This window comes from Pseudoxanthomonas sp. F11, assembly GCF_037046485.1.
In the GTDB taxonomy this organism is placed as follows: domain Bacteria; phylum Pseudomonadota; class Gammaproteobacteria; order Xanthomonadales; family Xanthomonadaceae; genus Pseudoxanthomonas_A.
The window spans coordinates 279,923-300,295 of record NZ_JBANLZ010000001.1; the positions used below are offsets into that span (position 1 = coordinate 279,923).

Here is a 20,373-nt window from a genome sequence, read left to right on the forward strand (position 1 = left end):
GCTACAGCTGCGATTCGATAGGAAGCCAGCCCACGGCACGCGCCACGCCACGACGCCAGGCACTCGCTTCGGGATCCCGATCCCACACGCGCGGCGGCTTGCGGGACGCATCGTCCCAGCGCAAGGCGCCGTCCTGCAGGCGCACACGATAGCTCTTGTCCGGTGCGATCTTGGCCTGGTAGCTGCGCAGCAGCGCCGCGGTGGCGGCGCGGTCGCGGAACAGGATGCCCATTTCGGTATTGAGGCTGACCGAGCGCGGGTCGAGGTTGAACGACCCGATGAAGCCGCGCTCGGCATCCACCGCGAACGCCTTGGTATGCAGGCTGGCGCCGCTGGACCCGAACAGGCTGCTGTCCTGCCGTCCGTGCGGCATCAGTTCGTACAGCGTCACGCCGCCCTCCAGCAGCGGAACCCGGTAAGGCGCGTAGCCGCCGTGCACGGCCATCACGTCGTTGGCCGCCAGCGAATTGGTCAGCACGCTCACGTCGACGCCCTGCGCACGTTTGCCCACCAGCCAGCGCGTCCCCTCGTCGCCGGGCACGAAGTACGGCGAGATCACCCGCAGCTCCCGCTTCGCCAGGCCCATCGCCCTGCCCAGGCGGTGGACCAGCCATTGCCCCTGCCCTTCGCCCTGCCCCTTGGCAGCGGGATCCGAGTACACGCCCACCTCGTCCAGCCAGTGCAGCGCGTTTCCACCCACCAGCGCCGGCAATCCCGGGCTGCTTCGCAGGCGCGCGACATAGTCGGCGGCGCGCGTGGAACGATAGCCGGCGTCGCCATGCGCACGCAGTCGCTCCAGCGCGCCCCCTTCCGCCCTGGACAGCGCGACGAGCGGAATGACCGAAGCGCTGTTCCAGAAATCGTCAAAGATCGCCGACGTCTGCCGGACCGCCGGGCCCACCAGCACCGCGTCCAGGTCGAGGAAGTTGGTCTGCGCGGCGGCATCGAAATACTCGTCACCCACGTTGCGTCCGCCCACCACCGCCACCCGGCCGTCGGCGATCCAGGCCTTGTTGTGCATGCGGCGGTTCATCGCCACCGGGCGCAGCAGCATCTCGGTGGCGCGCCCCAGCACGCCGGCGCGGCTGCGCGAGGGGTTGAACAGGCGCACCTCGATGTTGGGGTGGGCATCCAGCGCGGCCAGGTGAGAATCCTTGCCATGCGCGGTCATGTCGTCCAGCAGCAGGCGCACGCGTACGCCGCGGTCGGCCGCGCGCAGCACCTCGTAGCCCAGCAGGTTGCCGGTGAAATCGTGGTTCCAGATGTAGTACTGCAGGTCCAGGCTGCGCCCCGCCGCGCGTGCGCTGGCGGCACGCACGGTGAAGGCGTCCAGATTGTCGGCCAGCAGCGCCATGCCGCTGCGCCCGGGATGCGCGCGCAACAGGGGCGCGACGGCACGGTCGAGCGCGGTGGCATCCGCCGCCGTCGGCAGCGCATGCGAGGCCGCCCCCCTTGCCGCCTCGGCAAAGCGTCCGTAGCTGTACAAGGCCGTCGCCGACGCTACGGCCATCAGCACCACCGCAATGCCCAGCCGGCGCAGCCACTTGCGCATGGTCTCCCCTTCTTCACGGACCTGGCCCTATCGTAGCGGTCAACCCGTGATGATGCTGCTTGCGCAGGTCCTGCCCGCATTGCACGCTCGGCACCCACCCTTGTCCCAGGATTCCCTGCGTATGCCGCGACGGTTCCGCGTTCTCCTCGCCCTGCTGCTGGCGCACCTGTTGGCCGCGTGCGGCACCACGCTACCGCGCGACACTGCGCCGCTGACCTTCGTGGTGGTGCGCCACGCCGAGAAGGCGACCGACGATCCGGAAAATCCCGGGCTCTCCGCCGCAGGACGGGCGCGCGCCACCGCGCTGGCCGGACGCCTGCACGACGCGCCGCTGGTGGCCGCCTACGCCACCGAGTTCCGCCGCACCCAGCAGACTGCGCAGCCCGCCGCGGCGCTTCATGGCCTGCAAGTGCAGCCCTATTTCGCGCGCGGTCCCGCGGCCGAGCTCGCCGCGCAGTGGCGTCAGGCGCACGATGCGGGCACCGTGCTGGTCGTCGGCCACAGCAACACCGTGCCGGACCTGGTGGCGGCGCTGTGTGCCTGTGCCACCGAGCCGATGGACGACACCGAGTACGACCGCATTTCCATCGTACGCTTCGCCGCCGACGGCCGCGCGTCGCTGGAAGTGCAGCGGTACGGCGCCTCGTCGCGGCCATGAGCGGCCTGTTCGGCGACTGGGACGGCAGTGCCGCCGATGCACGCCGGGTGCAGGAACGCCTGGCCGCGGAGGTGGTACTGCGCGACGACGCGCCTGAAGCACCCCGCTGGCTGGGCGGATTCGATGTCGGGTTCGAGGACGCCGGTGCCATCACCCGCGCCGCCGCCGTGCTGCTGGCCGCCGATACGCTGCAGCCGGTCGCGACCGAGGTCGTGCGCGTGCCCACTTCGATGCCGTATGTCCCGGGGCTGTTGAGCTTTCGCGAACTGCCGGCTCTGGTCGCCGCGCTCGCGCGCCTGCCGCATGTGCCGGACGTGGTGTTCGTGGATGGCCACGGCATCGCGCATCCGCGGCGACTTGGCATTGCCGCGCATTTCGGCGTGGTGACCGGCCTGCCCAGCATCGGCGTGGCCAAGAACGTGCTGTGCGGACGACACGATCCGCTGGGTGGACTGGCCGGCGAACATGTGCCGCTGCTCCATCGCGGCGAACAGATCGGCTGGGCCCTGCGCAGCAAGGTACGCTGCAACCCGCTGTTCGTCTCGCCCGGTCATCGCGTGTCCATGCAGGGCGCGCTGGACGCCGTCCTGCGCACGTTGCGCGGCTACCGCCTGCCCGAACCCACCCGTCTGGCGGATCGCCTGGCCTCGCGCCGCGACTGACCGCCTTGCCTGCCCGGATGGGGGATGACGCGCAACGGACCGTTTCCGTATCGTCGTCGGGTCCGGCATCGGCCCATGCGATGCTGCGGGCCAGCCAACGAGGACACGACATGACCACGACCATCGCGCCGCGCGTGCACGACCTGGGTGGCGGCTTCAACGTCCGCCGCGCCGTTCCCAGCCTGCAGGCCCGCAGCGTGGGGCCGTTCGTGTTCGTCGACCACATGGGGCCGGCCGTGTTCGAGCCGGGGCGCGGCATCGACGTCCGCCCGCATCCGCACATCGGCCTGGCGACGGTGACCTTCCTCTGGAGCGGCGCGATCCATCATCGCGACACGCTGGGCTCGGAACAGGTGATCGCGCCCGGCGACGTCAACTGGATGACCGCCGGCCGCGGCATCGCCCATTCCGAGCGCACGCCTGCCGACGTGCGCACCGGCCGCCACGACGTGCACGGCATGCAGACCTGGGTGGCGCTGCCGAAGTCGTACGAGGAGGTCGCACCCGAGTTCCACCACCACGCGTCTTCCACGCTGCCAGTGGTCGAACGCGCCGGCGCGCGCCTGCGCATCATCGCCGGCCGCGCCTACGGCGAGGAATCGCCGGTGAAGGTCTTCAGCGGCACCTTCAATGCGGCCGTGGACTTGCAGCCCGATGCCGAACTGGAGATCGACGCAGGTCATGTCGAGCGGGCGCTGTACGTGCTGGAAGGCGACGCACAGGTCGATGGGGCCGACATCCCGGAGAAGCATTTGGTGGTATTCGACCGCGGCAGCCGTCCGGTGCTGCGAGCGAAGACGCCAGTGAAGGGCCTGCTGATGGGCGGCGAGCCCTTGGATGCACCGCGCCACATGTGGTGGAACTTCGTGTCCAGTTCGCAGGAGCGGATCGAGCAGGCCAAGCAGGACTGGCGGGAGGGCCGCTTCGGCCAGGTGCCGGGTGAGACCGAGTTCATTCCGCTGCCGGAGCGCTGAGCCGCGCCGGCATGCGAAATGTGAGTTTTACTTCAGTCGCGTTTGAAGCATGGGCAGCTAACGCAAAGCAAACACCTGTGTCGTTCCGGTTCCGCTATCGTGCGCCCACCGTCATGTGACGGGGCACGCACGCATTGGGGGCTGGCATGAGTCTGACGAAGAAACTCGCGGCGGAATTCCTAGGGACGTTTTGGCTGGTCCTGGGAGGCTGCGGCAGCGCCGTACTGGCCGCGCATTTCGGCGGTGACGGCAATCCGCTGGGCATCGGCTTCCTGGGCGTGGCGCTCGCGTTCGGCCTGACCGTGCTGACCGGCGCCTATGCGTTCGGCCACATCTCGGGCGGACACTTCAACCCGGCGGTCAGCGTAGGCCTGTGGGCCGGTGGCCGTTTCTCCGCGAAAGAACTGCTGCCCTACGTGGTGGCGCAGGTCGCCGGTGGCATCGCGGCGGGCTTCATCCTGTGGCAGATCGCCAGCGGACAGCCGGCGTTCGCGGTGGACCCCAACGCCGCCGGCGCGTTCGCCAGCAACGGGTACGGGGCGATGTCGCCCGGCGGCTATTCCGTCGCCGCCGCCTTCCTGACCGAAGTGGTGCTCACCGCGTTCTTCCTGATCGTCATCATGGGGTCTACCCACGGGCGCGCGCCGGCGGGGTTCGCCCCCATCGCCATCGGCCTGGCCCTGACCCTGATCCACCTGATCAGCATCCCGGTCACCAACACGTCCGTGAACCCCGCACGCTCCACCGCCGTGGCGGTGTTCGCCGGGCCCGCCGCCATCGGCCAGCTCTGGCTGTTCTGGCTGGCGCCTGTGCTGGGCGGCCTGATCGGCGGGATGCTGTACGGCTGGCTGGGAAGGGAACGCAGCTGAAGCCTGCCGACGTTGCCCGGCCCTGCCGGGCAACGCGTTTTCCCTGCCTCGCATGCGCGCTTCCGGGACCGGGCAGCGTTGTTCTGCGGCGCAGCATGGGCTAAGGTCGGACCATTGCCGGGGGAAAACGGCAACCGACGCCGGGGACAGCAAGGGATGGAACAGGGCCGCAGGCCCGTCGCGGTGTTCGGAAGATCCGAAGCACGCCTTCCGGGCGACCAACCAAGGGGACACCGCATGAAGACCTTGATCGCCGCCTGCCTCCTGCTGGCCTCCACGTCCGTGTGGTCGCAGGAAGCGCCGCCCTGCCCCACCCTGCCCGCCAGTGCGGGCCTGCAGTGGGAACAGCGCGTGGACGCCACCTTCATCGCCTGCAAGGCGGTCACCGCCGACGGGCGCCAGGTGCTCAACGTGATGCTGACCTCGCGCGATCCCAGGATCAGCCTGGAACGTCGGCTGCGCGAAGAGGAAGGCACCTTCTCCGGCGAGGACGTGTACTGGTACCGGCCGGACCTGGGAGGGCGCGACATGCCCGGCATGCAGTCCCGCCGCATCACCGTGGTCGAACTCGACAACGACCGCTATGCACAGGTCTGGATCAACGCCGAATCGCCCGAGGAACTGGGCACGCTGATCGCGTTGACCGAGCAGCTCGACGTGCGCGCCACCAGCGCGCAGCTTTCCGCGGGCAACTGATGGCGCGGGCCGGGGGGTATCCCGGCCCGCTCCCTCTTTCAGAAGCGGCCTTCCTGGAAATCCACGAAGGCCTGCATCAGTTCCTGCCGCGTATTCATGACGAACGGGCCGTGGCGCATCACCGGTTCGCGCAGCGGACGGCCCGCCACCACGATCACACGCACAGGACGACTGCCTGCACGCACCTGCAGCACTTCGCCGCCACCGAGCACGCCCATTTCGTGGGTATCCAGCGGCCGCGCTTCGTCACCCTCACCCACCGTGAGCGCGCCTTCGAACACATAGGCAAACGCATTGTGCCCGGCCGGCAATGCGTACTCCCACGCCTTGCCCGCATCGAGCGCGATATCGAGATACACCGGATCGGTGGCAGGCTGCGAAATCGGACCCTGCACGTCACCGACACGGCCTGCGATCACCTTCACCTCCACGCCTGCCGCCGGCTTGGCGACAGGAATGCGATCCGGAGCGAACTCCTGATACTTCGGCGCCGTCATCTTCTCGCGTGCGGGCAGGTTCACCCACAGCTGGAACCCGCGCATGCGCCCGGATTCCTGTTCCGGCATCTCCGAATGCACCAGTCCGCGCCCGGCCGTCATCCATTGCACGGCGCCCGGCGTCAGCAGGCCTTCGTTGCCATGGTTGTCGCGATGGCGCATGCGGCCGTCGAGCATGTAGGTGACGGTTTCGAAGCCGCGATGCGGATGTTCCGGAAAGCCGGCGATGTAGTCTTCGGCCTTGTCCGTGCCGAACTCGTCCAGCAGCAGGAACGGATCAAGGTCGGGCAGGTCCGGCCCGCCGATCACGCGCGTGAGCTTGACGCCCGCGCCGTCGGACGTGGGTCGGCCGCGCACGGTACGGATCACGCGGGCGGGGGTGGTATCGGTCAGGGTGCTCATGGCGCCTCCAGTTCAACTGCCGACAAGATGGCACCGGCATGGCGGCTTAGGAACGGCGGCCGACGTAACCGTCCGTTCCATCGAAGCGGACAATCGCCGCAGAACCGGCACCGATCGATCAGGCGATATAGACCGACTTGATGTTCATGAACTCGTGGATGCCGTGCTCCGCCAGTTCGCGACCGAAGCCGGAGCGCTTGGTGCCGCCGAACGGCAGTCGCACGTCGCTGCGCACGATGGCATTGACGAAGGCCGCACCCACCTGCAGCTGGCGCGCGATACGGTCGCCACGATCCACGTCCCGCGTCCACACGCTGCCGCCCAGACCGAAGGTGGTGTCGTTGGCGACCCTCACGGCTTCGGTATCGTCCTTCACGCGCAGGATGCTCGCGACCGGGCCGAACAGTTCCTCTTCGTAGGCGGGCATGCCGGGCGCGACCGCATCGAGGATCGACGCTGGATAACCGGCGTGCGACGCATCGGGTTCGCCGCCGAGCAGCACCTTCGCGCCCTTGGCCACGCTCGCCTGCACCTGTTTGTGCAGCTCGTCGCGCAGGTCCTGCCGTGCCATCGGCGCCAGCGTGGTGGCGTCGTCCTGCGGATCGCCCAGTCGCAGCTTGGCCGCCGCCTCCACGAAGCGCTTCACGAATTCATCGGCGATGCCTTCCTGCACGATGAAGCGCTTGGCCGCGATGCAGGTCTGGCCGGCATTGCCGAAGCGCGAGGCCACGGCGCCCGCGATGGTCTTGTCGAGATCGGCATCGTCCAGCACGATGAAGGCATCGCTGCCGCCCAGTTCCATCACGCTCTTCTTCAACTGGCTGCCGGCATTGGCGGCGACGGAGCGCCCCGCGCGCTCGCTACCGGTCAACGTCACGGCGGCGACGCGCGCATCGCGGATCACCTCGGCCGCCTGGTCGTTGTCGATATGCAGCACGCCGAACACCCCGGCCGGCAGCCCTGCCGCCGCCAGCACCTCCGCGATCACGTCGGCACAGCGCGGGACGTTGCTCGCGTGCTTGAGCACCGCCACGTTGCCCGCCATCAGCGCCGGCGCAAGGAAACGGAACACCTGCCAGATCGGGAAGTTCCACGGCATCACCGCCAGCACGCAGCCGATCGGCTCGTAACGCACGTAGCTGCGCTGCCCGTCCGTGGACACGGGCTGGTCGTGCAGGTAGTCGGCCGCGTGGTCGGCGTAGTAGTCGCAGGCACCTGCGCACTTGTCGACCTCGGCCAGGGCTTCCTTGCGCAGCTTGCCCATCTCCGCCGTCATGATGCGCTGGATGTCCTCGCGGCGGCGGCGCAGCTCGACGCCGACCGCGCGCAGGACCTTGCCGCGCTCGGCCAGCGACAGCGCCGCCCATGCGGGAAAGGCCCGCTGCGCGGCCGCAAGCGTGGCATCGACCTGCGCGGCCGTCATCAGTTCGTGGCGATACTCGACCTTGCCGGTCGCGGGATTGATGGTTTCGACGGTCATGGCTTCTTCTAAGTCGTGGTTTGCCGGACGAGAAAAGGATTGTGGATGCGACGAGGTTATGGCGCCGTGGCGGGACTTCTCGACCGTCGCAGGACGTCCGCTGCCGTCATCCCAGCGTACGCTGGGATCCATGTTGACGTTCGCGCACAGCTCGCTCGCGCCAGACAGAAAAGCAAGATGGATCCCAGCTTTCGCTGGGATGACGGGACAAAGGTCATGGGCGCGCCCGCACGTGGCCCGCCCACGCCCTTCCGCGGTCTACCCGTTCTCCTGCAACGCCAGTTGCACGTCGCGCTGGCGACGCTTCTCCTCGCGATACATGAACCACCAACCCAGGAACGCGGCCACGCTCACCACCAGGATCATCAGCGTGGCCAGCGCGTTGATCTTCGGGCTGAGCCCTCGTCGCACCGACGAGAACACCTCGATCGGCAGCGTGGTGGAACTGGGTCCGGCGACGAAACTGGCGATCACCACGTCGTCCAGCGAGAGCGTGAAGGCCAGCAGCCAGCCCGAGACCAGCGCCGGCGCGATGATCGGCAGCGTGATCAGGAAGAACACCTTGATCCGGTTCGCCCCCAGGTCCATCGCGGCCTCCTCCAGCGACTTGTCCAGTTCGGACAGGCGCGAAGACACCACCACGGTGACGAACGCGAGGGTGAAGGTGACGTGCGCGATCCAGATGGACAGGATGCCGCCGGGCTTGAAGCCGACGAACTCGCCCAGCGACACGAACATCAGCAGGATCGACAGGCCGATGATCACTTCCGGCATCACCAGCGGTGCGGTGATCAACGCCCCGAACAGCGTCTTGCCCGGGAAGCGCCGCATGCGCGTCATCACCAGCGCCGCCATGGTGCCCAGCACCACCGCGGCGGTCGCCGTCCAGAACGCCACCTTGATGCTGATCCACGCCGCGCGGAGCATCTTGTCGTCGCGGAACAGCTCGCCGTACCACTTGAACGAGAAGCCGGACCAGACCGTGGCCAGGCGCGACTCGTTGAAGGAGTACACCATCAGGATGAACACCGGCACGTACAGGAAGGCGAAGCCCAGCCCCAGCACCGTCCAGTTGACGGCGCGTCGTCCGACACGGCTCATGTCAGCCTCCCTTCCAGCTCGCGCTGCTGCACGCGGTTGAAGATCAGGATGGGGATCAGCAACAGGATCAGCATCACGATGGCCACCGCCGATGCCGCGGGCCAGTCGCGGTTGTTGAAGAACTCGCCCCACAGCACGCGACCGATCATCAGCGTATCCGGGCCGCCGAGCAGCTCCGGAATGACGAACTCGCCCACCGCCGGAATCATCACCAGCATGCAGCCGGCGATGATGCCGGCCTTGGACAGTGGCAGGGTGATGGTGAAGAACGCCTTCCACGGCTTCGCGCCCAGGTCGTAGGCGGCTTCCAGCAGGCGGTGGTCGTGCTTGACCAGGTTGGTGTACAGCGGCAACACCATGAACGGCAGGTAGCAGTAGACGATGCCGATGTACGCGGCCATGGGCGTGTACAGGATCTGCAGCGGCTCGTCGATGATGCCGATCTTCATCAGCAGGTTGTTGAGCAGGCCGTTGTTCTTGAGGATGCCGATCCAGGCGTAGACGCGGATCAGGAACGATGTCCACGACGGCAGCACCACCAGCATCATCGCGATGTTGCGGGTGGAAGGCGGCAACCGCGCGATGACGTAGGCGATCGGGTACGCGACCAGCAGGGCGAGGAAGGTGGAGATGGCCGCGATCTTGATGGAACTGAGATAGGCCTGGATGTACTGCGAATCCGTGAACAGCGCCGTGTAGTTGCCCAGGTTGAGCTTGAGCGTCAGCGCCTCGTCGATGTACTCCAGGATGGGCGTGTACGGCGGCATCGCGATCGCCAGCTTGGCGAACGAGATCTTCAGCACGATCAGGAACGGGATGGCGAAGAACAGCAGCAGCCACACGTAGGGCACCGATATGACGCCCCAGCGCGGCCCCGGCAGACGCTTGCGCAGGGAGCGGAGGATGTTCATGAGGTCAGCACCACGCCGTCGTTGTCGCCCCACCACACCCAGACCTCGTCGTTCCAGGTGAGGCCTTCGCTGGCCCAGCGCTGCACGTTGGCGAAGTTGGCCATGAACTTGTATCCGCTGGGCAGACGCACGTGGTAGACCGAGTGGCTGCCGAAGTAGGCGATGTCCTCGATCACGCCCTTGGCCTTGTTGTGGGGCTGCTCGGGCTCCTGCTTGCCGATGCCCAGCTTCTCCGGCCGCACCGCGAAGCCGACCTCCTGTCCTTCGAAGCCGGAGATGCCGTGGCCGATGTAGATGGGGTCCGGCAGCTGCGGCGAACGGATCGTGACGTAGTCGGCCTCGTCCTCCTCCACCACGCCCTCGATCAGGTTGACCGAGCCGATGAACTCGGCGGCGAAACGGCTGGTGGGCTGCTCGTAGATCTCGTCGGGCGTGCCCACCTGGCGGATCCAGCCCTGGTCCATCAGCGCGATGCGGGTGGCCATGGTCATGGCCTCTTCCTGGTCGTGGGTGACCATCACGCAGGTCACGCCGGACTTCTCGATGATGCTCACCAGCTCCAGTTGCATCTGCGAGCGCAGCTTCTTGTCCAGCGCGCCCATCGGCTCGTCCAGCAGCAACAGCTTCGGCCCCTTGGCCAGCGACCGCGCCAGCGCCACGCGCTGCTGCTGACCACCGGAAAGCTGGTGCGGCTTGCGCTTGGCCAGCTTGCCCAGTTGCACCAGCGCCAGCATTTCTTCGACGCGCTTCCTGATGGCGTCCTTCGCCAGGCCGTCCTGCTTCAGGCCGAAGGCGATGTTCTGCTCCACCGTCATGTGCGGGAACAGCGCGTACGACTGGAACATCATGTTGAGCGGCCGCTCGTACGGCGGCAGGTCGTTGAGCAGCTGGCCATCGAGGTAGATCTTGCCGGATGTCGGTTTCTCGAAGCCGGCCAGGCAGCGCAGCAGCGTCGACTTGCCGCTGCCCGAGCCGCCCAGCAGCGCGAAGATCTCGCCCTTGCGGATGGTCAGGTTGGTGTCGTCCACGGCGACGAAGCCGTCGAATTCCTTGCGCACGTCGACGATGCGCAGATACTCCTGCGCGCCCGCCTTGCCATTCGGTACCGCGCCATTGCCCTGTTCTGCCGCCATGGAACTCCCCTGGTCGCCGGCGCCATGCCGGCGCCGACCGTGATGTATCGCGTGGATCCACCGAACCCGGGACGGAGGCCATCCGCCCCGGCGGCGGCGCTTACTTGCCGGTCTTCAGTTCCGTCCAGATGCGCGTGTACTGGCGATCCACTTCCGGCGGGATGATGGCGAAGGTGAACAGCTTGGCCTCCACCTCGGGCGTGGGATAGATGGTCGGATCGCCGGTGATGGCCTTGTCCATCAGTTCCTTCGCCTTGGGAATGGCGTTGGGATAGCTGATGAAGTTGGAATTGTTGGCCATCACCTGCGGGTCCAGCAGATAGTTGATGAAGGCATAGGCTTCATCCACGTGCTTGGCGTCCTTGGGGATGGCCAGCATGTCGAACCACTGCGGTGCGCCTTCCTTCGGAATGGCATAGGCGATGTTGACGCCGTTCTTGGCCTCCACGGCACGGTCGCGCGCCTGGATGATGTCGCCGGACCAGCCCACCACCAGGCAGGTGTCGCCGTTGGCCATGGCGTCGATGTACTGCGAGGAATGGAAGTTGGTGATGTAGGGGCGGATGGTCTTCAGCAGCGCAGCCGCCTTGTCGATCACGGCCGGATCGTGGCTGTTGGGATCCTCGCCCAGGTAGTTCAACGCGATCGGAATGATCTCCGACGGCGTATCGAGAAAGGTCACGCCACAGTCCTTCAGCTTGCTGATGTTCTCCGGCTTGAACACGATGTCCAGGCTGCTGGCGAGGTCGGTGTTGCCGAACGCAGCCTTCACCTTGTCCACGTTGTAGCCGATGCCGGTGGTGCCCCACATGTAGGGGATCGCGTGCTGGTTGCCCGGGTCCTGGTTCTCCAGGCGCTTCATGATGGCCGGGTCCAGGTTGGCGTAGTTGGGGATCTTGCTCTTGTCCAGCGGCAGGAACACCCCAGCCTGGATCTGCCGGCCCAGGAAGTTCATCGTCGGCACGACCACGTCGTAGCCGCTGCTGCCGGCCAGCAGCTTGGTCTCCAGGACCTCGTTGCTGTCGAACACGTCGTAGGTGACCTTGATGCCGGACTGCTTCTCGAAATTCGGGATGGTGTCTTCGGCGATGTAGTCGGACCAGTTGTAGACGTTGACCTGCTTTGCGCCGCCCGCGGCAGGTGCCCCGTTATCGCCCTCGCCGCCCGATTTCCCGCATGCCGCCAGGGTACACAGGGCCAGGGTGGTTGCCAGTACGCGCAGTTTCATCAATCTCTCTCCATTCGGCCCGCGAGGGCGGCTTGATGTGGTTCCCGCATCGCCATCAGGCCGGCGCGGGCGTGCTGTCGTTGCAATGGCCGGTTCCGTGCCGTCGTGCTCCCCGTCTCCCCTCTCCCCGTGTGCCGCCGGTAACGTCGTGGCGACACGATGACAGAGGGCGCGTCCGTCATGGCACGCGCCCCCGTGTGTTTCAGCGGCCGGTCTTCAGCTCCGTCCAGATCCGCGTGTACTGCCGGTCCACCTCCGGCGGCAGGACCGCGAAGGTGAAGAGCTTCGCGTCCACCTCGGCCGGCGGGTAGATCGTCGGGTCCTCGGCGATGGCCTGATCCACCATCGGCTTCGACGCCGGGACCGGATTCGGATAGGTCACGTAATTGGTGTTGGCCGCCGCGACCTTCGGGTCGAGCAGATAGTTGATGAAGGCGTAGGCGTTGTCGACGTTCTTGGCATCCTTCGGGATGGCCAGCATGTCGAACCACTGCGGTGCGCCTTCCTTCGGGATGGAGTAGGCGATGTTGACGCCGTTGCCCGCTTCGGCAGCGCGGTCGCGCGCCTGGATGATGTCGCCCGACCAGCCGACCACCAGACAGACATCGCCGTTGGCCAGGTCGTTGATGTACGAGGACGAGTGGAAGTTGCGGATGTAGGGACGGATCGACTTCAGCAGCGCGGCAGCCCTGTCGATCACGACCGGATCGAAGCTGTGCGGGTCCTCGCCCAGGTAGTTCAGCGCGATCGGGATCAGCTCCGACGGCGTGTCCAGCACGGTGATGCCGCAGTCCTTCAGCTTGGCGGCGTTTTCCGGCTTGAACACCACGTCCCAGCTGCCGGTGACGGCGGTGTCGCCGAAGACCGCCTTGATCTTGTCGACGTTGTAGCCGATGCCGCTGGTGCCCCAGAGATAAGGTACGGCGTACTGGTTGCCTGGGTCCTGCTGCTCGATGCGCTTGAGCATGGCCGGGTCGAGGTTCTTCAGGTTGGGGATCTTGCTCTTGTCCAGCGGCAGGAACACGCCCGCCTGGATCTGCCGGCCGAGGAAGCTCAGCGAGGGGACCACCACGTCGTAGCCGCTGCTGCCGGCCAGCAGCTTGGTCTCGACCATCTCGTCGCTGTCGAACACGTCGTAGGTCACCGCGATGCCGGTGGCCTTCTCGAACCCGGGGATGGTGTCCTCGGCGATATAGTCGGACCAGTTGTAGACGTTGAGCGTCTTGGAGGGCGCGCCGTCGGCGGCCTTCTCGTCCTTGCCGCCACAGGCCGCCAGGGTCGCGGCGGCCAGCATGACGGTGAGGGTCTTGAGCTTCATCGGGGTCTCCATGGAACAGGATTCGGGGGATGGAAACATCATACGCCCGGGCCGCGGCACCGTGACGCAGCGCACGGACCGCGCCATGACCTCACATGCCCAGATCCGCCGCGGTGTCGTTGAGCGCTTTCCACGTCTTGTCGAACAGTTCGTCCACCTGATCGCGGGTGATGATCAGCGGCGGCGACAGCAGCATGGCGTCCCAGGTGGCGCGCAGGATCAGTCCATGCTTCAACGCGTGGTCGCGGCAACGGGGCCCCACCGTGCCGCGTTCCGGGAAGAATGCTCGCTTCTTCTTGTCCGGCACCAGCTCCAGCGCACCTACCATGCCGGCGATACGGGCTTGTCCGACCAGCCGGTGCTCGCCCAGCTCGGCCCAGCGCTGGGCCAGATAGGGGGCGACCTCGGCTTTCGCGCGCTCGACGATCTTCTCGTCCTGCAGGATGCGGATGTTCTCCAGCGCCACCGCCGCACAGACCGGGTGCCCGGAGTACGTGGCGCCATGCGCCAGTTCACCGCCCTGCTCCTTCAGCACCTTCGAGACGCGATCGTTGAACATGGCCGCGCCCAGCGGGATGTAGCCGGAGGTGATGCCCTTGGCCACCGGCATGATGTCCGGCTGGAAGCCGAAGTACTGCGAACCGAACCATTCGCCGGTACGGCCGAAGCCGCAGATCACCTCGTCGGCGATCAGCAGCACGTCGTACTGGCGGCAGATGCGCTCGATCTCGGGCCAGTAGGTCATCGGCGGGATGTACACGCCGATGGCGCCCATGATGGGCTCGCCGATGAAGGCGGCCACGCGCTCCGGGCCCAGTTCCAGGATCTTCTGTTCGAGCCGGCGCGCGGCGACCAGGCCATATTCGTCCTCGGACAGATCGCCGCCGTCGGCGAACCAGAACGGCGGATCGATATGATGGATGTCCGGGATCGGCAGGCCGCCCTGCTTGTGCATGCCCTTCATGCCGCCCAGGCTGGCGCCGGCCATGGTGGTGCCGTGGTAGCCATCGTGGCGGCCGATGAAGATGTTCTTCTGCGGCTTGTCCTGCACCGCCCAGAAATGGCGGACCAGGCGCAGGATGGTGTCGTTGGCCTCGGAGCCGGAATTGACGAAGAAGGAATGGTTGAGGTCGCCCGGCGCCAGTTCGGCCAGCTTGGCCGCCAGTTCGATGGTCGGCTCGGTGGTGCACTGGAAGAAGCTGTTGTAGTAGGCCAGCTGCGTCATCTGCTTCGACGCCACCTCGCCCAGCTCCTTGCGGCCGTAGCCGATGTTGACGCACCACAGGCCGGCGAAGGCATCGAGCAGCTTGTTGCCCTCGGCATCCCAGACATAGCAGCCCTCGCCCTTGGTGAGGATGCGCGTGCCCTTCTTCGCCAGTGCGGCGTTGTCGTTGAACGGATGCAGGTGGTGCTCGGCATCGAGCTTCTGCAGGGTGAGGGTGTCGAGTTGGGTCATAAGGGCTCCGTGATGTCGAGCCCCTCTCCCACCGGGAGAGGGGTTGGGGTGAGGGGCGATGGAGTCCAGACCATTCAAGCGTCATGACTCCGTTCGCCCCTCATCCGGCGCTGCGCGCCACCTTCTCCCGAAGGGAGAAGGGCATAACGTTCAATCAGACATTCAACAACAGGAATTCCCGCTCCCACGAACTGATCACGCGGAAGAAGGTCTCGTACTCCTTGCGCTTGACCGACACGTAGGCGCGTACGAAGCGCGCCCCCATGAGGTCCTGGAGCGGCTTGCATTCCTCCAGTTCGTCCAGCGCTTCGCCCAGCGAGCGCGGCAACTCGAAACCGATGTCCTGGGCGCTGCTGGCCAGCGGCTCGGTCGGCTTGAGCTGCTCGCGGATGCCCATCAGGCCGCAAGCCAGGGTACCGGCCATGGCCAGGTACGGGTTGGCGTCGGAGCCGGCGAAGCGGCTCTCCACGCGCATGTTTTCCGGCGTATCCATCGGCACGCGCAGGCCGCAGGTGCGGTTGTCGTATCCCCACTGCACATTGATCGGCGCAACCTGGCCCAGCGCCAGCCGACGGTAGGAGTTGACGTTCGGACCGAAGAACGCCATCGCCATCGGCACGTACTTCTGCAGGCCGGCCAGGTAGTGGCCGAACAGCTTGCTGCCCTTGCCTTCGGTCTTGCCGGTGAACACGTTGCGGCCCGTCTTCACGTCCAGCAGGCTCTGGTGGATGTGCATGGCGCTGCCGGGCTCGTTCTCCATCGGCTTGGCCAGGAAGGTGGCGTACACGCCGTGCCGCATCGCGGCTTCACGCATCGTGCGCTTGAACAGGAACACCTGGTCGGCGCGCGACAGGGCGTCGTCGTGGGTGAAGTTGACTTCCAGCTGGGCGGCGCCGGACTCGTGGATCAGCGTGTCCACGTCCAGTTCCATCGCCTCGCAGTAGTCGTACATCAGGTCGAGGATGGGGTCGAACTCGTTGACCGCATCGATCGAGTACGACTGTCGCGCAGTCTCGGGGCGGCCCGAGCGTCCGGCCGGGGGCAGCAGGGGGAAATCGGGATCGGTGTTCTTCTGCACCAGGAAGAACTCCAGTTCCGGCGCCACCACCGGCCGCAGGCCCTCCTTTTCGTACTCGGCCAGCACGCGGCGCAGCACGTTGCGCGGCGCCAGCTCGTGCGGCCTGCCGTCCTTGGTGTAGCAGTCGTGGATCACCTGCGCGGTCGGATCAGCCGCCCACGGCACCATCCGTACCGTGTCCGGGTCGGGTCGCAGGAACATGTCCGAATCCGACGGCGAGGTCAGTTCGTAGTAGTCGTCGGGGTAGTCGCCGGTGACCGTGGTGGCGAAGATGCCCTCCGGCAGGCGCGTGCCGTAGTCGTGGCTGAACTTGTCGGCCGGGATGATCTTGCCGCGCGCGTTGCCGGTAATGTCCGGCACCAGGCACTCGACCTCGGTGATGCGGCGTTCTTTCAGCCAGCGCCGCAGGGAGCTCTCGGAGAGCTCGGCGGCATCGACTTTCTTCTTGCGTTGCGCTTGTTTCTGGCTCATGGGGACCACGATTCTCGGAAGGGAGGAACCGGCGCGCGCCGGCGGCCTGGCCACGGGCGCGTCAGCGCCCGCCCTCCCATGGCGGCGGGTGCCGCCGCTTCATGCAGGCCTCCGCGCCGCGCGGGCGCGGCACGCGTCGCCGAACGCGCGGAATGTCGCCAGGTAGAACGCGTTTTCCCTCACCTTCCATTCCGGGTGCCATTGCACCGCCAGCATGAAAGCCGGGCCGTCGTGACGGAAGGCTTCCACCAGCCCGTCCGGCGCCTGCGCTTCCACCACCAGCCCCTCGCCGAGGCGTCGCACGCCCTGGCCATGCAGCGAATTGACGGTGGCGCGGGTGTCGCCGGCCAACCCGGCCAGCAGGCCGCCCGGCACCAGCGCGATGTCGTGTGCGGGACCGTACTGCACGTCCAGCGGATCGTCCTTGTTCTCGCGGTGATCCATGAAGCCGGGCTGTTCGTGCACCTTCTGGTACAGCGTGCCGCCAAAAGCGACGTTGACTTCCTGGAACCCGCGGCAGATCGCCAGCACCGGCACGCCCATCTCGATGGCGAGCGGGATCAGCGGCAGATTGGTCGCATCGCGGCGCGGATCCAGCAGGTTGCCTTCGTAGCTGGACTCGTCGCTGTAGTGGTGGGGTTCGATGTTGCTGACGGCACCGGTCAGCAGCAGCCCATCCAGCCCGGCCAGCACCTCGCGCAGCGGCAGCACCGGGTCCAGCGTGGGCACCAGCAGCGGCAGGCACCCCGCACCATCGACCACCGCGCGCACGTACTTCTCGCCAACGGCGAGGAAGGGGTGGGCACCGATTTGCTTGTGGTCGGTCGGCAGACCGACCCGCGGCAGCGGGGTCATGCAGGCAGCCCGGAATGGCTCATCGGCACGTTAACCCGGCCGTTTTATTTTTACAACACAAGGTCCTCAAATGACATTTCAGGCGCGAAAATGGTGCGAAGCAGCACCGATTCCGGGCATTTTCCTGCCTCTCGCGCAGCCTCCCGTTGAGTATTCTTGACGCCGCCGCTGCTCTGCTAAGCTGCGCCGCAGCCTCCAGGAACGCCCGCATGCGCCCCGATCACGACGCCGCCCTCCACCTGCCTGCCGATGATGCCGCCACCCTGGCGACCATCCCCGACTGCGAGCAGATCGACCTGCTGCTGCCCGACATGAACGGGCTGCTGCGCGGCAAGCGCGTCACCCGCGACGCGCTGGACAAGGTCTACCGCGACGGCGTGTGCCTGCCGATGTCGCTGATCGCCACCGACATCACCGGCAATACCGTGGAGGAAACGGGACTGGGCTATGACATCGGCGACGAGGACCGGATCTGCCGGCCGGTGCCGGGCTCGCTGCGGCCGGTGCCGTGGTCGCCACGGCCGGCCGCGCAACTGCTGTTGAGCATGGAGGATGCGCAGGGCGGCATGTTCGAAGCCAACCCGCGCGAGGTGCTCAAGCGGGTGCTGGAGCGTTACGCCGCGCGCGGACTGAAGCCGGTGGTGGCGGTGGAACTGGAGTTCTACCTGTTCGACCAGCGGATGGACGATGCCGGCCGCCCGCGCACGTCGATCAACCCGGCGACCGGGCAGCGCAACACCAGCACGCAGGTCTACTACATGGAAGACCTGAACGACTATCGCGGCTTCACCGATGCGGTCGCCGCCGCATGCCGCGCCCAGCGCATCCCGGCGGATACCGCGGTGGCCGAGTACGCGCCCGGCCAGTTCGAGATCAACCTCAAGCACCGCGAGGACGCCCTGCTCGCCTGCGACGATGCGATCTACCTGAAACGCGCGATCAAGGCCGCGGCGCAGCAGCAGGGCCTGATGGCCAGTTTCATGGCCAAGCCGTTCGCGCAGCAGGCCGGCAGCGGCATGCATATCCACGCCAGCGTGCTGGATGCCGACGGCCGCAACATCTTCGCCTCACCGCAGTCCGCGCCGGCCGATGCGCTGAAGCATGCCATCGGCGGCCTGCAGCGCAGCGACCAGGACTGCCTGCTGCTGTTCGCCCCGCATGCCAACAGTTACCGGCGCTTCGTGCTCAACGCCTTCGTGCCGCTCAACGATGTGTGGGGCTACAACAACCGCACCGTCGCCATGCGCATTCCGCACAGCGACGAGGCCAACACGCGCATCGAGCACCGCATCGCCGGCGCCGACGCCAACATCTATCTGGTCACCGCGGCGGTACTGGCCGGCATGCTGCACGGCATCGAACAGGGCTTCGACCCCGGCCCGCCGATCACCGGCAATGCCTACGACCAGACCGAGATCCGCACGCCGTTCTGGCGCGAGGCCATCGCCGCCTTCATGAGCAGCGAGTTCATCCGCGAGCAGTTCGGCACCTCGTTCCAGCACATCTACGGCCAGCAGAAGCTCAAGGAGATGCACAGCTTCTACACCGAGGTGACCGACCTGGAGTACGCGTGGTACCTGCGGTCGGTGTGATGGGACGCGGACTCGCCCACTCCTGCGATCCCTCCGTCATTCCGGCGTACGCCGGAACGGCGGCACGAGGTGCCCATGGGTCCAGGTAGCTATCCTGCTTCGTGGTACGCCGCCAGCACCACGCCGTTGCCGGCACAACCGATGCTGCAGGGACGCATCGAAGTCGACGTCTGCATCCTCGGCGCCGGCTATACCGGCCTCTCGGCAGCCTTGGAACTCGCCGAAGCCGGCTACAGGGTCGTCGTCCTGGAAGCAGAGCGCATCGGCTGGGGCGCGTCGGGTCGCAACGGCGGGCAGGCCATCGCGGGCTTCAGCTGCGGCGAGGCCAAGCTGGAGGCGCTGGTCGGCTTCGACGATGCGAAGAAGATGTTCGACCTGTCGCTGGAGGGCCTGCACTGGCTGCGCGGACGCATCGACCGGCACGGGATCGACTGCGACTGGCGCGACGGTCATGCCACGGTGCCGATCAAGCCACGCCAGCAGCGCGAGGTGGAACACGCCGTGGAGGACTTCAACACCCGCTACCGTCACCCCGTGCAATGGTGGGACCGCGAGCGCCTGCGCAGCGAACTGGCCAGCGATCGCTATCTCGGCGCGATGTACGACCCGGTCAGCGGCCACCTGCACCCGCTGGCGTATGCACTGGGCCTGGGCCGCGCAGCGCTGGAGGCCGGCGTGCGGATCTTCGAGGGCTCGCGCGTCACCCGGCTCGTCCGCGGCGCGCGCCCTGTGCTGAAGACCGCGGCCGGCGAGGTGGTCTGCGACAGCGTCGTCCTGGCCGGCAATGCGCTGCTGCGCGGGATCGCGCCGGAACTCGAATCGCGGATGATGCCGGTGGGCACCTACATCGCCGCCACCCCGCCGCTGGGCGAGGAACGCGCGCGCGCCCTGATCCGCAACGACATGGCGGTGGCCGACACCAACTGGGCGCTGGACTACTTCCGCCTAGGCCGCGACCACCGCCTGCTGTTCGGTGGCCGTGCCAGCTATTCCACCCTGCCCCCACCCAACCTGCGCGGCGTGATGACCCGGCGCATGCACCGGGTGTTCCCGCAGCTGCGCGATGTCGGCATCGAATACCTGTGGGGCGGCATGATCGACATCTCGCTCAATCGCGCACCGCACTGGGGCCGGCTGGCGCCGAATATCTATTTCGCCCAAGGCTTCTCCGGACACGGGCTGATCGCCGCAGGCCTGGCGGGCACCACGCTGGCCCAGGCCATCCGCGGCCAGTCCGAGCGGCTGGACCTGTTCGGAAAGATCGATCACCGCCCGTTCCCTGGCGGACGCACCCTGCGCACGCCCCTGCTGGTGGCCGCGATGGCCTGGTACAAACTGCGCGACGCACTCTGGTAGGCCATCGGCGCGCGCTTCATTTTCGTGACGGCGCTCTCAAGTCCGCCTCCGGCCGGCCGATAGGGGGTAAATGGAACCTCCGTA

At 67.0% G+C, this 20,373-nt stretch carries 18 protein-coding genes; 7 read left to right on the forward strand and 11 right to left on the reverse strand.

Features of this window, described 5'->3' with window-relative positions:
* Position 1: 1 nt before the first annotated feature.
* A complete protein-coding gene (locus V8246_RS01415; protein ID WP_336187591.1) occupies positions 2-1,552 on the reverse strand; it encodes a phospholipase D family protein in 1,551 nt (516 codons plus the stop codon).
* A 121-nt stretch (positions 1,553-1,673) separates the two neighbouring features.
* Between V8246_RS01415 and V8246_RS01420 the strand changes: the two genes are divergently transcribed.
* From V8246_RS01420 to V8246_RS01440, 5 genes are all read left to right on the forward strand, one after another.
* Positions 1,674-2,210, forward strand: coding sequence for a phosphoglycerate mutase family protein (locus V8246_RS01420; protein WP_336187592.1), 537 nt, complete (start codon positions 1,674-1,676; stop codon positions 2,208-2,210).
* Positions 2,207-2,872, forward strand: coding sequence for a deoxyribonuclease V (gene nfi / locus V8246_RS01425; RefSeq protein ID WP_336187593.1), 666 nt, complete (start codon positions 2,207-2,209; stop codon positions 2,870-2,872). The genes V8246_RS01420 and nfi overlap by 4 nt, the downstream gene beginning before the upstream one ends.
* Positions 2,873-2,982: 110 nt before the next feature.
* Positions 2,983-3,846, forward strand: coding sequence for a pirin family protein (locus tag V8246_RS01430; RefSeq protein ID WP_336187594.1), 864 nt, complete (start codon positions 2,983-2,985; stop codon positions 3,844-3,846).
* A gap of 146 nt (positions 3,847-3,992) precedes the next feature.
* Positions 3,993-4,715 carry an aquaporin Z gene (aqpZ, locus tag V8246_RS01435; protein WP_284449416.1) on the forward strand — a complete coding sequence of 241 codons (723 nt, stop codon included), beginning with the start codon at positions 3,993-3,995 and terminating at the stop codon, positions 4,713-4,715.
* Positions 4,716-4,952: 237 nt separating this feature from the next.
* Positions 4,953-5,411 (forward strand): hypothetical protein, encoded by a 459-nt coding sequence (locus V8246_RS01440; RefSeq protein ID WP_336187595.1) that lies wholly within the window; start codon positions 4,953-4,955, stop codon positions 5,409-5,411.
* Positions 5,412-5,449: 38 nt separating this feature from the next.
* On the opposite strand, the gene V8246_RS01445 is transcribed toward V8246_RS01440, so the two are convergent.
* The 10 genes from V8246_RS01445 to V8246_RS01490 form a co-directional block, all read right to left on the reverse strand.
* A complete protein-coding gene (locus V8246_RS01445) occupies positions 5,450-6,310 on the reverse strand; it encodes a pirin family protein (RefSeq protein ID WP_187572139.1) in 861 nt (286 codons plus the stop codon).
* 118 nt (positions 6,311-6,428) lie between these two features.
* Positions 6,429-7,790, reverse strand: a complete 1,362-nt coding sequence (locus V8246_RS01450; RefSeq protein ID WP_336187596.1) for an NAD-dependent succinate-semialdehyde dehydrogenase — start codon at positions 7,788-7,790, stop codon at positions 6,429-6,431.
* A 258-nt stretch (positions 7,791-8,048) separates the two neighbouring features.
* Positions 8,049-8,891, reverse strand: a complete 843-nt coding sequence (locus V8246_RS01455; protein ID WP_336187597.1) for an ABC transporter permease subunit — start codon at positions 8,889-8,891, stop codon at positions 8,049-8,051.
* A complete protein-coding gene (locus tag V8246_RS01460; protein WP_336187598.1) occupies positions 8,888-9,802 on the reverse strand; it encodes an ABC transporter permease subunit in 915 nt (304 codons plus the stop codon). Before V8246_RS01460 ends, V8246_RS01455 begins: the two co-directional genes overlap by 4 nt.
* Positions 9,799-10,935, reverse strand: coding sequence for a polyamine ABC transporter ATP-binding protein (gene potA, locus V8246_RS01465; protein ID WP_336187599.1), 1,137 nt, complete (start codon positions 10,933-10,935; stop codon positions 9,799-9,801). The genes V8246_RS01460 and potA overlap by 4 nt, the downstream gene beginning before the upstream one ends.
* 100 nt (positions 10,936-11,035) lie before the next feature.
* Entirely contained in the window at positions 11,036-12,163 is a 1,128-nt protein-coding gene (locus V8246_RS01470) for a polyamine ABC transporter substrate-binding protein (protein ID WP_336187600.1), read from the reverse strand.
* 202 nt (positions 12,164-12,365) lie between these two features.
* Positions 12,366-13,481, reverse strand: coding sequence for a polyamine ABC transporter substrate-binding protein (locus V8246_RS01475; protein WP_336187601.1), 1,116 nt, complete (start codon positions 13,479-13,481; stop codon positions 12,366-12,368).
* A 91-nt stretch (positions 13,482-13,572) separates the two neighbouring features.
* Positions 13,573-14,937: an aspartate aminotransferase family protein gene (locus V8246_RS01480; protein WP_336187602.1), complete on the reverse strand. Its 1,365-nt coding sequence runs from the start codon at positions 14,935-14,937 to the stop codon at positions 13,573-13,575.
* A 154-nt stretch (positions 14,938-15,091) separates the two neighbouring features.
* Positions 15,092-16,486: a glutamine synthetase family protein gene (locus V8246_RS01485; RefSeq protein WP_271250215.1), complete on the reverse strand. Its 1,395-nt coding sequence runs from the start codon at positions 16,484-16,486 to the stop codon at positions 15,092-15,094.
* A 99-nt stretch (positions 16,487-16,585) separates the two neighbouring features.
* Positions 16,586-17,341, reverse strand: a complete 756-nt coding sequence (locus V8246_RS01490) for a gamma-glutamyl-gamma-aminobutyrate hydrolase family protein (RefSeq protein WP_245122287.1) — start codon at positions 17,339-17,341, stop codon at positions 16,586-16,588.
* Between the two features lie 209 nt (positions 17,342-17,550).
* Between V8246_RS01490 and V8246_RS01495 the strand changes: the two genes are divergently transcribed.
* Positions 17,551-18,933, forward strand: a complete 1,383-nt coding sequence (locus V8246_RS01495) for a glutamine synthetase family protein (RefSeq protein WP_336187603.1) — start codon at positions 17,551-17,553, stop codon at positions 18,931-18,933.
* 75 nt (positions 18,934-19,008) lie between these two features.
* On the forward strand, positions 19,009-20,289 hold the full coding sequence (locus V8246_RS01500; protein WP_336187604.1) for an FAD-binding oxidoreductase: 1,281 nt from the start codon (positions 19,009-19,011) through the stop codon (positions 20,287-20,289).
* Positions 20,290-20,373: the final 84 nt, after the last annotated feature.